The 13,638-nt window shown below is 72.6% G+C and carries 11 protein-coding genes; 6 read left to right on the top strand and 5 right to left on the bottom strand.

Going from position 1 to position 13,638, the window contains the following annotated elements; genetic code table 11:
* Positions 1-173 precede the first annotated feature (173 nt).
* Genes ACZ4E1_RS05785 through ACZ4E1_RS05765 form a run of 5 tightly spaced genes read right to left on the bottom strand, consistent with a single transcriptional unit; the run spans position 174 to position 5,854 of the window.
* Positions 174-356 (bottom strand): (2Fe-2S)-binding protein, encoded by a 183-nt coding sequence (locus tag ACZ4E1_RS05785; RefSeq protein ID WP_467536188.1) that lies wholly within the window; start codon positions 354-356, stop codon positions 174-176.
* Complete coding sequence (locus ACZ4E1_RS05780) at positions 353-2,062, bottom strand: AMP-binding protein (protein WP_467536186.1); 1,710 nt, start codon at positions 2,060-2,062, stop codon at positions 353-355. The genes ACZ4E1_RS05785 and ACZ4E1_RS05780 overlap by 4 nt, the downstream gene beginning before the upstream one ends.
* Before the next feature lie 14 nt (positions 2,063-2,076).
* The gene (locus ACZ4E1_RS05775) at positions 2,077-4,041 is read right to left on the bottom strand and encodes an FAD/NAD(P)-binding protein (RefSeq protein WP_467536183.1); all 1,965 of its coding nucleotides are present in this window, start codon (positions 4,039-4,041) and stop codon (positions 2,077-2,079) included.
* The gene (locus tag ACZ4E1_RS05770; RefSeq protein WP_467536181.1) at positions 4,038-5,375 is read right to left on the bottom strand and encodes a methylaspartate mutase; all 1,338 of its coding nucleotides are present in this window, start codon (positions 5,373-5,375) and stop codon (positions 4,038-4,040) included. The genes ACZ4E1_RS05775 and ACZ4E1_RS05770 overlap by 4 nt, the downstream gene beginning before the upstream one ends.
* Complete coding sequence (locus ACZ4E1_RS05765; protein WP_467536180.1) at positions 5,372-5,854, bottom strand: cobalamin B12-binding domain-containing protein; 483 nt, start codon at positions 5,852-5,854, stop codon at positions 5,372-5,374. The genes ACZ4E1_RS05770 and ACZ4E1_RS05765 overlap by 4 nt, the downstream gene beginning before the upstream one ends.
* Before the next feature lie 240 nt (positions 5,855-6,094).
* Here ACZ4E1_RS05765 and ACZ4E1_RS05760 point away from each other — a divergent pair, with 240 nt between their 5' ends.
* From ACZ4E1_RS05760 to ACZ4E1_RS05735, 6 genes are read left to right on the top strand one after another with little or no spacing between them, the layout of a single operon-like run.
* On the top strand, positions 6,095-7,234 hold the full coding sequence (locus ACZ4E1_RS05760) for a hypothetical protein (RefSeq protein WP_467536178.1): 1,140 nt from the start codon (positions 6,095-6,097) through the stop codon (positions 7,232-7,234).
* Positions 7,235-7,290: 56 nt separating this feature from the next.
* Positions 7,291-8,394 carry a pyridoxal-phosphate dependent enzyme gene (locus ACZ4E1_RS05755; RefSeq protein ID WP_467536177.1) on the top strand — a complete coding sequence of 368 codons (1,104 nt, stop codon included), beginning with the start codon at positions 7,291-7,293 and terminating at the stop codon, positions 8,392-8,394.
* A complete protein-coding gene (locus ACZ4E1_RS05750; RefSeq protein ID WP_467536176.1) occupies positions 8,391-9,644 on the top strand; it encodes an ATP-grasp domain-containing protein in 1,254 nt (417 codons plus the stop codon). Before ACZ4E1_RS05755 ends, ACZ4E1_RS05750 begins: the two co-directional genes overlap by 4 nt.
* A complete protein-coding gene (locus tag ACZ4E1_RS05745; protein ID WP_467536174.1) occupies positions 9,637-10,890 on the top strand; it encodes an ATP-grasp domain-containing protein in 1,254 nt (417 codons plus the stop codon). The genes ACZ4E1_RS05750 and ACZ4E1_RS05745 overlap by 8 nt, the downstream gene beginning before the upstream one ends.
* Entirely contained in the window at positions 10,868-12,130 is a 1,263-nt protein-coding gene (locus tag ACZ4E1_RS05740; protein ID WP_467536172.1) for an MFS transporter, read from the top strand. The genes ACZ4E1_RS05745 and ACZ4E1_RS05740 overlap by 23 nt, the downstream gene beginning before the upstream one ends.
* A complete protein-coding gene (locus tag ACZ4E1_RS05735) occupies positions 12,127-13,536 on the top strand; it encodes a diaminobutyrate--2-oxoglutarate transaminase family protein (RefSeq protein WP_467536170.1) in 1,410 nt (469 codons plus the stop codon). Before ACZ4E1_RS05740 ends, ACZ4E1_RS05735 begins: the two co-directional genes overlap by 4 nt.
* The last annotated feature ends 102 nt before the right edge of the window (positions 13,537-13,638 follow it).

Below are 13,638 nucleotides of genomic sequence, written 5' to 3'. Positions count from 1 at the left end.
GTGGTGAGTACAAGATGCCCCGGTCGGGATCTTGTGTCAATCGAGGTTCCGCCGGGCGCACCCCGATGGCAGGAGCGGCAGTTCGCGGCCCACCGCCCCGCCCGCGGCCCGTGAAGCGCTGCTGGGGCCCGGTCGTCGCGCGTTGCCGTGCGGCGTCCGGGCCCGCGGATCGGTCACGCCGCGGAGGCGCGTTCGGTCAGGACGTCCTCGATGTCGGCAAGGCAGTCGCCGCAGCCCGTGCCCGCCTGGGTGGTGTCCCCGACCGACGTCACGTCGGTGGCCCCGGCCCTGATCGCGGCTACCACCTCCGACTCGGGGACACGGGCGCACAGGCAGAGCAGCGGATCCCCGCTCACCGGGGCGCTCCTTCCGTGACGGGGCACTCGTGGACGGTCGCGTCGCCGGGTGTCCGGGAGCGCAGTTCCGCCCTGCGGATCTTGCCCGAGGCGGTGAGCGGGAGTTCCGTCGTGAACTCCAGCTGCCGGACCCACTTCTCGGCCGGCAACCGGCGGGTCACCTCGGCGAAGACGGCCCGCGCCGTCTCCGCTCCCGGACGGTGCCCTCTCGCGGGGACGACGTAGGCCTTGGCCTGCCACAGGCCGACCGGGTGCGGAACCGGGACGACCGCGGCCTGCGCCACCGCGGTGCTGCGCAGCACCGCGCGTTCGAGTTCCAGCGGGGAGATGCGGACGTCGAAGGACTTGAACATGTCGTCCGTGCGGCCCACGTACGCGTAGGAGCCGTCCGGGTGCCGCACCACCAGATCGCCGGTGTGGTAGTGGCCGTCGCGGAAGGCCTGGTCGGTCCTCGTCGTGTCGCCCGCGTAGCCGGTCATCATCCCGGCCGGCGCCGGAGCGAGCCGGACGCACAGTTCGCCGGGCGTCCCGTCCGGCACCTCCGTGCCGGTCTCCCGGTCGAGGAGGCGGAGGTCGTAGCCGGGCAGCGCCCAGCCCATCCGGCCGGGTTCCACACGGCGGCCCGGCGGGTTGCCGATCTGCGCGGTGGTCTCGGTCTGCCCGAACCCGTCCCGTACCTGGAGCTCCCACGTGTCGTGCACGGCGTGGAACAGCGCGGGTTCGAGGGACTCCCCGACGGCGGTCGCCTCCCTCAGAGCGGAGGGCCGCGGTCCCAGGCCCTCCTGCACCATCCCCCGCCAGACGGTGGGCGGCGCGCACAGCGTCGTGATGTCCCGTGTGCGCAGGGCGGTCAGGACGTCTCGCGGTCCGGGCCGCGGGGCGGCCAGGGCGACCACGGTGGCGCCCGCGGTCCAGGGGACGAAGAAGGAGCTCCAGGCGTGCTTGGCCCAGCCGGGCGCCGAGACGTTGAGGTGCCGGTCGCCGGGGCGCACGCCGTTCCAGTACAGGCCGGAGAGGTGGCCCACCGGGTAGCTGAGGTGGGTGTGTTCCACCATTTTGGGGCGGGAGGTGGTGCCGGAGGTGAAGTAGCGGAAGAGGGGGGCGTCGGCGCGGGTCGGCTCGTCGGGTTCGAAGTCGTTCCCGGCGAGGCGGGAGGCGTCGAAGGCCAGCCAGCCCGCGGCGGTGCCGCCGGCCACGATCCTGGTCCAGGGCCCCTCGATCCCGGCGAACCGGGGCGCGGTCTCCGCCTCGGCGATCACGTGCCGGATGTCCGCGCGCTCGATCCGGTCGGCGAGTTCGTCCGCGGTCGTCGTCGTGTACGTGGGGACGACGACCGCGCCGAGCTTCATGGCGGCGAGCAGGGTCTCCCACATCTCGACGCGGTTGTGCAGGACGACCAGGACGTGGTCGCCGCGGCGCACGCCGAGGGCCCGCAGCCATACGGCCACCTGGTCGGAGCGGCGCGACATCTGCGCGTAGGTGACCTCGACGTCGGCCGTGCCGTCCGGGTCGGCGCCCAGGATCCGCAGGGCGGGCGTCGTGTTGCCCGCGGCCAGGACGTCGAACCACTCCAGGGCCCAGTTGAAGTGTTCCGGGCGCGGCCACGCGAAGGCCCTGCGGGCGGCGTCGAGGTCCTCGCGGTGTTCGAGGAGGACGTCTCGTGCCGCGCGGAAGGCGCGGGTCGCGGCGGTCTCGTCTCGGGGCATGTTCCTTCGTCCTCTCATGCTCGTGCGGCGACGGGCTCGAACTCGGTGGCGTCCTGGGCGGTGCGGGCCGGCAGCAGTTCGGCGGCCACCGCGTCGGCCACCTTGCGGAACTCGGTGTTGAGCCCCGGCCGTCCGTTGCCGATCTGGGTGAACCAGCGCACGTGCTCGGTCGGGACGCCCAGGGCGTACAGACCGTGGTGGGCACGGCCGCGGCCGTCGACGACGCGGAAGGAGCCGCGTTCGATGTCCATTCCTCCGGTGACGAACTCCTCACCGGTGGCCGGGTCCCGGTTGATGAACTCGCGCACCAGGCCTTCGCGGAGCAGCTGCCGGATCAGCGGCGAGCGGTCGCGGGGCAGGTCGGGCGCCGGGATCCGGGCGTCGACGAGCGCCTGCGCGTGGCGCCTGGAGCCGGGCACCTGAGGGGAGTGCACCGTGAAACGGCCCGCCTCGGCGTCGGTCCCGAACTGCGTGTCCGGGCCCGCCACTTCGACGGTGCCGTGGTCCATCAGGGCGAGCAGTTGCTCGGTGCGGAGCATGGGCGGGCCGGCGGAGAGGAGCGCGTTGACCGGCACGTAGCCCCGGCGGAAGTCCGCGTCGTACGAAGCCGGCAGGAGCCCTCCGTAGTCCACGGCGGAGCGCAGGACGCCGCGCAGGTCGCGCAGGGTGTCGAGGGCCGCCTTCAGCGGTCCGTCCACGGTGCCCAGGGCGGCTTCGCCGAGGTCCTCACGCAGGACGGACGTCAGGCGTTGCCGCCAGTGCTCCTGGCTGTCGAAGTGTTCGTCGCGGAAGGGCCGGGCCAGCTGCCACAGGTCCAGCTCGGGGGTGTCGTCCAGGCCGGCCTCCGCGACGGCGTGGGTGCCGTCACCGCCCGCGTCGATCTCGCTCACGTAGCGGGCGGCGAACTTCTCGGCGGCCTGGTCGCCGTGACGCGCCCTCATGTGACCGGTGTAGTAGACGTGCCGGATCTCGTTGAGCACGAGGGGCAGGAGGTCGGTGGCGAAGTCCAGCCGGCCGCTGCCCCCGGTCTTCTTCCGCCGTGTGCGGGCGGCGTCGACGGCCTCGTCGGTGAGGAAGGCGCCGCGGTGCACGTAGTTGGGTGCCTTCTGGTTGCGGCCGCGGGCCGGGATCGGCAGGCCGCTGCGGGAGCCGGCCACGATCCGCGGTTCGCGGCCGGACGGCTCGTAGCGCAGCGGCCCGTCCGCGTCGCGGACGAACCGGCCGCCGCGCCCCTCGGTGAGTGACATCAGGACGTCGTAGAAGGACAGGCCCATGCCGCGCACGGCGACGGTCGCTCCGGCGGGTATCGCGTTCTCGCTCAGGTTCATGTCGGCGGCGGAGTCGCCGGGAACGTAGTGCAGCCCCGGGCGGCCCTCGGCGAACTCCGCCATTACGCGGTCGAACGCGTCGGGCTCGTTGTCCGGATGCCCGGTGGCGAACACCACCTTGTCCGCCTGCCAGGCCCGCTGCTCGTCGACCGTCACCCGGTAGCGTCCGTCCCGGCCGGGCCGCACGGAGGTGACCCGGCCGTGGACGGGTATCAGACGTACGTGGGGCGGGAGTTCGTCGGTGAGGGTGCGGTACACGAACCGCAGGTAGCGCCCGTACTCGAGGCGCGAGGCGAAGTCGTGCGGTCCGTGTCCGTCGCCCTCCCGCGCCCGGTCGGGGGCGTACTCGTGCAGCCACTCCCCCAGCGAGGGCCCCGCGCCGGGGCGCGGGCGGCCGCCGTCGGGTCCGCCGGAGAACATGGTGACCTGGCCGATCACGGTGTTCATGGCGAACCAGGAGTCCTGGTCCGTGCGCCAGATGCGTCCGGCGCCGACCTCCGCGGCGTCCACGGCGTAGACCGTGACCGGGCGGCGGTCGTCCGTCTCGCACAGGCGCACGGCGAGCCGTTCCAGGACGGACAGTCCGCGGGGTCCGGTGCCGACGACCACGATGGTGTGGGGTGCCGGCGACATTGCCTCGGGTGTGTTCACAGCGCACTCCTTGCGTGAGGTGAGGGGAGGAGTTCCGAGCCGGTCGTCTCGTCGCGGGTCCAGTCCAGGGCCTCGCTGTCGTACACGGTCTGCACGTGCGCGAGCATCCCGAGCAGGTCGTCGGCGCGCGGCCTCGCGCGCCCGGCCGTCGCCGAGGGGCTGATCGGCATGGCGCCGGTGGACTGCCAGTGCAGCCGGCCGTCGTCGCCGAGCACGGCGCGTGCCCGCTGCGCGTTGTCCGCGTGCAGGCAGTACGGGACGTCGAGCAGGCCGCGGGCGAAGGCCTCGACGAGCGCCTGCCCCAGGTCGGTGCCGAGTTCGAGCACCGCCTCCACCAGGGCGCGGGCCTCGTCGAGCACCCCGTCGTCGGGTGCGGGGCCCAGCAGGTGGAGGCCCTCGGCACGGGCGTGCCGGGCGGCACGTGCGGCCTCCTCCAGCGAGCGCACGTTGTCCCGGACGGTCGGGATGCGGTGGGCCTCCGCGGTTGTCTTGACCAGCAGCCGTTCGGCACCGGCGCGCACCGCGAGCCGCGCGCTGTCGCGCAGCAGCGCCAGCGCTCCCGCCTCCGTGCGCGGGAAGACGCCCATGTAGGTGTAGAGCACGATGTGGCGGCGGACGTCGCCGAGGTACTCGTCGCCGAGCCGGCGCAGCGCGGCGAGGGCGGCGGCGTCCTGCGCGAAGTCCGTCTGCTGCGCGTAGCTGAGCGAGATGTCCCGCAGCCCGTGCTGGCGGAAGAACATGCCTTCGAGCACCGACAGCGCCACCAGCAGCGACGGCGGGCACAACTGGCCGAGGAGGCAGCCTCCGAAGGTCTCCAGATGGGCGGTGGGTGAGCCGTCGGCCAGCCGTTCGCAGGACCGCGCCCACGCCTCGACGGACTGCCGCAGGGGCGTGCGTCCGTACGGCAGGCAGTAGGAGACGGGCCCGCCCTCGGTGGCGTCGAGTCCCGCGGCGAGCAGCCCGGTGACGATGCCGAGGGGAAGCGCCGAGCCGTGCCGGACCTGGACGGCGAAGTCGCCCAGGCCGTGCCGCAGTTGCCGGGTGGTGTCGGCTGTGTGGGCGAGGATCGGGTATCCGTTGAGCTCCGCTCCGGCACGCACCGCGCGTCGTGCCGCGCTCAGGTCGCCGACCCGGGTGTAGCTGTCCAGGGTGAGGGTGCCCACCGTGCGGGCCCGCGCACCGTGGACCGCGACGAGCCCGGACCGCATGGCGGCGGGGGTCGCGAAGCCCATCCTCGGCTGGACCACCAGTTCGCCCGCGCGGGCCGCTTCGGCCACGGCCTGGCCGAAGGACGGGCGGTGGTCGGGTTCGGGTTCCGTTCCCGCACCGGTCACCGGCTGCCCGCCCCGAGCAGCGGGCGGATCGGCGCGGTGTCCACGAAGTGGCAGAAGTCGCGCAGTCCGTCGCCGTTCTCGAAGACGGCGTCGAAACCGGCGTCGAGCAGAGCCGGCGCGTAGGTGCCCGTCGCCGCCGCCCGTATGCCGATCGTGCCCCCGATGACGACCGGCAGCCGCTCCAGGTCCTGTCGGGCGCGCAGTTCGCGGATCAGGCGCTCGCCGTCCACGGCCCCGTGGCCGTTGACGGTGCTGATGACGAGGAGATCGGGGGCGAGCCGCCGGCAGGTGGAGAGGAGCAGCTCGTCGGGGACGCAGGGTCCGAGGTTGTGCACCTCGTGCCCGCGTTCCTCCAGCAGCAGTTGGAGGTAGATCAGGTTCCAGGTGTGGGCGTCGGAGGAGACGCTGGAGAGCAGGACGCGGCGCCTGCCGCCAGGTAGGGGAATTCCGAGCTCCGGACCGGTTCCGGTGGATGTCATGAGGCGCTCCCTTATCGGGAATGGGCTTTTGCGACGCGCCGAGCCTAGGCAGGACCGGGTTCCCACCGCGCCCTCATGTTCCTGCAATGCAGGTAGGTGCCTGCCTTTCCCCCTGGCGACCGGGCGGGCGCCCGCCACAGACTCGAGGAAGTTCCGCGACCGGACGTTCCGCAAGCGCCACAGCGAACAACAGCCGTGGATAACCGGTCGCTTTCCCTGGAAAACCACAAGGAGCCCTCGATGAAATCCGTACCCGCCTCCCAGGGTCCGACCCCTTTCCCGCTCGACGCGCGCGGAATGCGGCCGGTCGAAGTGCACTGCCACGGCTTCGGCGACGTGGACTTCTCCGACTTCACGCGGGTCGACCTGGACCGCCTCGACCAGTGGTGCGCCGGCGAGGGCGTCCTGGCGCTGCCCACGATGTACCTGCACCGCGACCGGCTCGGGGAGTTCGAGGCCTTCATGCGGCGCTACGCCGCCCGGCGCGCCGACGGGCTGCTCCCGCACATCCCCGGGATCGCCCTCGAGGGGCCGCTGCTCTCGCACCGCGGCGGCACCCCGCAGTCCACCGTGTGGGCACCGAGCCGCCCCGAGTGGGAGCGGCTCGCCGCGCTCGGCGACCACGGCCTCGTGTACACGGTGGTCTCGCCGGACGCCTACTCGCCCGAGTCGGTGCTCCAGGACGACCCGCACCTGCGCGAGAGCGACTTCGAGTGGATCGTGCCGACCCTGCTGGCCCACGGGGTCCGGCCCGCCCTCGGCCACTTCACCCGCGACGACCCGGCCCGCAGCGCGGCCACCGTCGACACCATCGTCGAGACCGCACACCGCTCGGAGTGGAACGGCACCGGCGTGCGCGTGACCACCGACCACCTCTTCAACGACATGCCGCTCAAGATCAGGCACGCCTTCCGCACCGACCGGGCGCGCGCCCAGCGTGACGAGGTCATCGCCTCGTACGACCTGCCCAACTGGACGCTGGACAACATCAGCGAGATGGCCGGACCGGTGCCCGGCGCCATCATCAAGCAGGCGGTCGCCGGCCGGATCTCGGCCTGCATCAACTTCGACGGCGAGCACGTGGACCTGGCGATCGCCACCCGCGCCGTCCAGCTGATGGGCCCCCGCAACGCCATGATCATGACCGACCGCTGCGACTCCGCGCGGCTTGGCGGCCGATCCCTGCACCACACCGCCGACAACGCCCTCTGGTACGAGGAGAACGGCGTCGTCGCCGCCGGCTCCCACCCGCTGGTCCGGCACATCGCCAACGCCGAGGCGCACGGGCTCAGTGCCGAGGACATCGACTTCCTCATCACGCGCACCGCGCACCGCACCTTCGGAATCGCCGCCGCCGAGCGCGTCTCCGCGGCTGCCTGACCGGCTTCATCCGGCGCTCGCGAGTGAGCCGCCGATTCACAGAACGGGACGATGTCGTGTTCGACCACATCGCCGATGCGATGAAACACCCTGACGTGGTCCGGCTGGACCGCAATCTCTATGTTCTGCGTTTCGAGATGATGAAGCTCTATTCAGCACTCGAAGCAGTCGAACGGCTCCTCGCGGACGGAATTGTCCGCCCGGGCGACACCCTCATGGACAGCTCGAGCGGCACCTACGGCCATTCGCTCGCTCTGGCCTGCCACAAGTACGGGATGAAGTGCCGCATCGTCTGCTCGACCAAACTCGACGACACGATGCGCCGCCAGTTCGAGATGCTCGGCGCCCAGGTCGACCAGGTCGAGATACCCCCGGGCCCGCTCGTCGACAAGATGGACCAGCGGGCCCGTCTCGACCGGGTCGCCGAGATTCTCGACACCGAGGACCGCGTCCACTGGATGCAGCAGTACCACGACGACGTCCACTACCTGGGCTACCGGGCCGGCGCCGACCTGCTGCGCAAGGAGTTCGGGGACGGGCCGCTCACCCTGGTCGGCGGTGTGGGGACCGGGGCCTCGACCGGCGGGCTCACCACGTACCTGCGCGCGGCGGGAGCCGATGTGTCGCTGGTGGGGGTGCAGCCCTTCGAGAGCGTCACCTTCGGCAGTGATCCCGTCGAGGACCCGGTGGCCAGCATCGCCGGGATCGGCAGCCCCATCGTGATGCGGAACGTGCGCTACGAGCTCTACGACCGGGTGCACTGGATCGGGTTCGACAGCGCGGCGGCGGCCACCACCGCGCTCCTGCGCCGGCACGCCGTCTACGCCGGCATGTCCTCGGGCTGCAACTACCTGGCCGCCACTTGGGAGGCCGCCCACGCGCCGGAAGTGCCCTGCGTGTTCATCGCCGCCGACACCGGTCACCGCTACGCGCAGAACGTCTACGCCCGCCCCGAGGCCGACCAGGACATCCACGCCCTGACCCCGCGCCGCATCGACTCCCTCGACCAACTCGCCCTCCCCTGGTCGGTGATGCGGTGGCAGCGCCGTGACTTCCGGCCCGCCGGCGCCGAGCAGCCCCGCACGCTCCGCCACCAGGAGCGCATCCCCGCCCCCGGGGCCGCTTCCGCACCGTCGCCCCACGAGGAGGTCCTGCTGTGAGCATCCCGGCCCCCACGACACCGGGGCGGAATCTCATCGCCCTCGAATGGCTCCAGTTCGGCCTGGCCCGGCTGGTGACCGCCGCGGCGCAAGACGGGCTCACCGTCCACCTCCTGACCGGTGACCGCGGCGAGTACGCGCACGAGTTGGCCCGTGTCGACAGCGCGCACCTCGTCGTGCACGAGGTCGACACCCACGACGCCGGGAAGGTCGTGGCGGCGGCCCGGGCCATCGGCGACCTGGCCGGGCTGCTCAGCACCACCGACACCTGGAGCCTGGTCGCCCAGGCCGCCCGCGAGCGGCTCGGGCTGCCTCACCAGTCCCCCGAGGCCGTGCGACTGGTGCGGGACAAGGCGCAGTTGCGCCGCCACCTCTTCGAGCAGGGCCTCTCCCGTTCGGCGGGCTCGACCGTCACCAACGCCGACGACGCCGCCACCCTGGCTTCCCGGGTGGGGCTGCCCCTGATCGTCAAGGACAGCTCCGGCACGTCGAGCGAGCACGTCTGGCTGGCCCGCACTCCCCGCGAACTCACCGGTGTCCTGGCCGAGATGCGTACCCGCACCCTGCGCGGAACACCGGCCGCAGAGCCCTACTTCCCCGGCCCGCTCTACAGCGTCGAGACCCTCACCTGGGAGGGCCGGACCCGGGTGATCGGCGTCAACAGCCGGATCATGTCGGCGCCGCCCGCCTTCCGGGAGGAGGCCCTCGCCTTTCCCGTAGGGCTGCCGGACGGGGCGCGGGTGGAGGTCGAGCAGTGGATCGAGCAGGTGCTCAAGGCCGTGGGCTACGACGAGGGCTTCGCGCACACCGAGTTCATCATGGGGGACGACGGCTTCGAGGTCGTCGAGATCAACCCCCGCCTCGGCGGCGCCCTGGTCGGCGAGGCGATCTCCCAGGCCTACGACATCAACCTGTACGCGGCGTTCGTCGACCTCGCGCTGCGCCGTCGCCCCGCTCTGCTCGACGCCCCGCTCACCCCGCGCCGGGGCGTCGCCCAGGTCCTGCTGTATCCGCCGCGCCCGGGGGTCCACCTGGGCTGCGACGGGACGGAGTCGTTCGCCGCGCATCCGGGCGGGCCCTCGCTGTACTCCTGTCTGGCGCCGGGCACCTGGGTGCGCACCGTCACCAACCAGGACGGCTGTGTCGCGGTGCTCCTGGCGACGGGAGCCACCAGCGAGACAGCACTGCAGAACGCCCTGTCCGCCGCCGGTGAACTCCGGATCCGGACGGAAGGGGACACCGATGTCTGAGCGGCGACCGCACCTCCTGGTCCTCAGCGGCTGGGCGGGCGTACTGGAGACGGCGCTCGCGCTCGGGTTCGAGGTGAGCTTCATCGGCGCCACCACCGACTTCTCCGACGAGGACCGCGCGGTCCTCGCGCGGTGCCGCTTCGTGGAGGAGATGCCGGCGGACCGGACCGCGGCCGTGCTGGCCGCCGCCCGCCGCTTCCACACGGCGCTCCCCCTCCACGCCGCGGTCTCCTTCGGGGAGTTCGGCACCGAGAGCTCGGCCGTGGTCGCCGACGCGCTCGGCATCCGGGGCCTGAGCCTGCGCACGGCGGCGCTCACCCACTACAAGGACCTCATGCGCGCGGCCCTGACCGACCGGCCCGAACTCGCGCTGGCCTGGGCCCGGGTGGCCGACTCCGCGGGGCTGCGGGCGTTCGCCGAGCGCCACGGGGTGCCGCTGATCGTCAAGCCCGTCTCCGGCTCGGGCAGCGTGGGCGTCCGCCAGATCTTCACCGAGGCGGAGCTGCGCGAGACGCTGGAGGACTCCGCCTTCTGGCGCGAAGGCCCGTACCTGGCCGAGGAGTTCGTGGCCGGTGACGTGATCTACAGCGTCGAGGCCATCACCCTGGACGGGAAGCACCACATCGCCGGGGCCTCCTCGGGTGTGCTGTCCCCCCACCCGAATCTCGCGGTCACGGAGATCGCCGTACCACCGCCGCCCCCGTACGACGCTTTCCTGCCGGAGATCCACCGGACCGTCCTGGCCTTTCTCGACGCGGTCGGGCACGACTGGGGCCTGACCCACACGGAGGTGAAGGTCGCCGCCGACGGCCGCCCGGTGATCATCGAGTCCCAGCCCCGGATCGGCGGCATGCGGATCTTCCGGATGATCGAGCACGCCACGGGGGTCGACGAGGTCGGCACGATCCTGCGCAGTCTGCTGCCGGACGGGCCTCCTGTCACCCCGCCGCACCTGCCGCCCTGCACGGCGGTGGGCCTGTGCCTGTCCCTGATGCCGCCGAGCAGACGGGTCCGGCGCACCGCAGACCCCGAACTGCTGCGCCGGATCGAGGGAGTCGACGACTACGAGATCTCGGTGCGGCCGGGTCAGGTGCCTCCCCCGGTCACCGACAACGCCGCCGGGCGCCCCGGACTCATCTGGCTGCGGGTGCCGGACCACTCGGCCGGCGAACGCGTGAAGAAGGAGATCTCCCGCACCTACTGGGTGGAGTACGAGGACGGCGATGTCTGGTACCCGTCGTTCTGAGCTGTGGGGCGAGGTGACCCGGCTCCCCGCGACCCTGCGGTTCCTGCTCGTCACCTCGTTCCTCATGCCGCTGGGCAGCTTCATGGTCCTGCCGTACCTGGCGATCCTGCTGCACGACCGCCTCGGCATGGCCATGGGCCCGGTCGGACTGCTGCTCGGCGTCACCTCCTGCCTCCAGTTCGCCGGGGCGTTCGGCGGCGCTCTCGTGTCCGAACGGCTGGGCTGCAAGCGCTCCATGGTGACGGGGCTGAGCGTGCGCACCGCGGGCTTCGCCCTGTTCGCCGCCGGCCTCGACAGCCCGCCCCTCGCCGTCACCGCCGTACTGGTCACGGCGCTGGGAGACACCCTGTACTCCCCCGCGAACAAGGCCTACCTGGTGTCGGAGGTGTCCGACGAGCACCGTCCCGTCCTGCTGTCGGTGAACAACTCCGCGCTGAGTTCGGGCATGGCGCTGGGGACGCTGGTGTCGGGGCTGCTGATCTCCCGCTACCCGCTCCTCGTGTTCGTCGTGGTCGCGGTGATGTTCGCGGCGATGACCCTGGCTCACCTGCTCCTGCTGCCGGCGCCGTCCGCCGCCGCGGCGGCGCGCGGTGCGCAACGGGAGGGCCGTCGCGGCGACTGGGGGCGGGCCTTCCTGACCGCTCCTGCACTGATCGCCCTCGCGACCGCGTACATCTACTGGTACTTCCAGAACTATCTGGGTGTCTTCGTCACCGCGGCCCACTCGACGGCCCTCTACAGCGCGGCCCTGATCCTCAACAGCGTCCTGGTGGTGCTCGGCCAGCCTCCGGCGGCCCGCTGGATCGGCCGCGTCCGCTACTCCACGGCCGTGCTGATCGCCTTCCCCGCTCTGGCGCTCGGGTTCCTCGCCCTGTCGCGGCCCGGGATCGCCTCGGTGCTGCTCGGCACGGCGGCGATCAGCGTGGGCGAGGGCGTGCTCTTCCTCAAGAACGAACTGGAGGCGCTCGAAGCCGTGCCGGGCCGTCCCGCGCTCGCCGTCGGCAGTCAGCGCCTCGCGCTCGGCGGCGGGTCCCTGCTGAGCGGCATCGCCGGCGGACAGCTCTACGCCGCCGGCCAGTCCGGGGGTGGGCCCGGTCAGTTCTGGCTGTACGCCGCCGGGCAGACCCTCGCGGTCACGGTCCTGGCCGCGGCCGTCGCCCGAGGACGCCGTCCCCGCGGCGGCCCCGAGGCCCCCGCCCCCGAGGCCGCCGACCCCTCCCCCGCAAGGAGCCGATCATGAACGTGCCCACCCGCCTGCCCGCCTGCGCCTACCCGGAGCCGGCCGGCCCGCCGCGCCACCGGACACCGTCCGTGCGCGGCCCGCTGCCCGGCCCCCGCAGTGCCGAACTCCTCGAACGGCAGGCGCGGCGCGAGTCCAACGCCCGCACCTACCCCCGGCACCTGCCCCTCGCGATCCGGCGGGCCCGGGGCAGCTTCCTGGAGGACCTCGACGGCAACGTGTTCCTGGACTTCCTCAGCGGAGCGGGCGTCCTCCCGCTGGGGCACAACCCGCCCGAGCCCCTGGCCGCCGCCCACCACCAACTGGACGAACTCGTCCACGGGCTGGACTTCCCCACCCCCGTCAAGGACGAGTTCACCGGGCTGACGCTGGAGATGCTCCCCGAGCCGATGCGCGCCCGCACGAAGATCCACTTCTGCGGGCCGACCGGAGCCAACGCCGTCGAGGCCGCCCTGAAACTGTGCAAGACGGCCACCGGACGCACGGATGTGATCACCTTCCAGGGCGGCTTCCACGGCAGCTCGCTCGCCACCCTGTCCGTCACCGGTCTGGTCGCGCAGCAGGCGAGCGTCGGCGGCCGGATGCCGGGCGTGCACTTCTTCCCGTACGCGCACTGCCATCGCTGCCCGCTCGGTCTGCGCCGGGAGTCCTGCGCCGTCAACTGCGCGGGCCTCCTGGAGCGTTCCCTCACCGACCCCAACGGCGGCATCCCGCTCCCCGCGGCCGTCGTCCTCGAACTGGTCCAGGGCGAGGGAGGGGTCATCCCGGCCGACCCCGATTTCGTGCGGCGCCTGCGCGCCGTGACGCGGGGGCTGGACATCCCGCTGATCGTCGACGAGGTGCAGACCGGCTGCGGACGGACCGGCACCTGGTTCGCCTTCGAGCAGTTCGGGATCGAGCCCGACGTGATCGTCGCGTCGAAGGCGCTCAGCGGACTGGGGTTGCCCGCCGCGGTGATCCTCTACGACGAGCGGCTCGACGTGTGGCAGCCGGGCGCGCACAGCGGCACCTTCCGCGGCAACCAGGCCGCCTTCGCCGCGGGCGTCGCGACCCTGCAGGTGTTCCGCCGGGACGGCGTGCTCGCCAACGTGCGAGAGCGCTCCGCCCAGCTCTTCGACCGGCTGGCGAAGCTCCGGGAACTCACCCCTCGGGTGAGTGACGTGCGGGGCCTCGGCCTGATGATCGGTGTCGAGCTGGCCGATCCGGACACCGGCCGGCCCGCGTCCGAGCTGGCCCGCCAGGTACAGCGCGAGACGCTGCGGCGCGGCCTGATCATCGAACTGGGCGGCCGGGACGACGGAGTGCTGCGGCTGCTGCCGCCGCTCACCTGCACCGCGGCCGAGGCGGACATCGCGGCGGACATCCTGCACGCCGCCCTCTCCGAGGCGCTCACGTCCGCCGATTGACGACGCCGGGCCCGGCCGGGATTCAGCTTGCTGCACCGCGCCTTCTGCTTCCTGCAGGCCGCCCGTGGTGACCGCGCCGCCCAGCAAGACTCGACGTACCGC

Source organism: Streptomyces sp. NPDC025806, from assembly GCF_055558275.1.
The sequence above is the reverse complement of the archived record's forward strand: the minus strand, read 5'-3'. Positions and strand labels throughout refer to the sequence as shown.

Coding starts and splice junctions, on each gene's coding strand:
- ACZ4E1_RS05735 (WP_467536170.1), top strand. CDS start 12,127: ATGAACGTGCCCACCCGCCTGCCCGCCTGCGCCTACCCGGAGCCGGCC.
- ACZ4E1_RS05740 (WP_467536172.1), top strand. CDS start 10,868: ATGTCTGGTACCCGTCGTTCTGAGCTGTGGGGCGAGGTGACCCGGCTC.
- ACZ4E1_RS05745 (WP_467536174.1), top strand. CDS start 9,637: ATGTCTGAGCGGCGACCGCACCTCCTGGTCCTCAGCGGCTGGGCGGGC.
- ACZ4E1_RS05760 (WP_467536178.1), top strand. CDS start 6,095: ATGAAATCCGTACCCGCCTCCCAGGGTCCGACCCCTTTCCCGCTCGAC.
- ACZ4E1_RS05765 (WP_467536180.1), bottom strand. CDS start 5,854: ATGACATCCACCGGAACCGGTCCGGAGCTCGGAATTCCCCTACCTGGC.
- ACZ4E1_RS05780 (WP_467536186.1), bottom strand. CDS start 2,062: ATGCCCCGAGACGAGACCGCCGCGACCCGCGCCTTCCGCGCGGCACGA.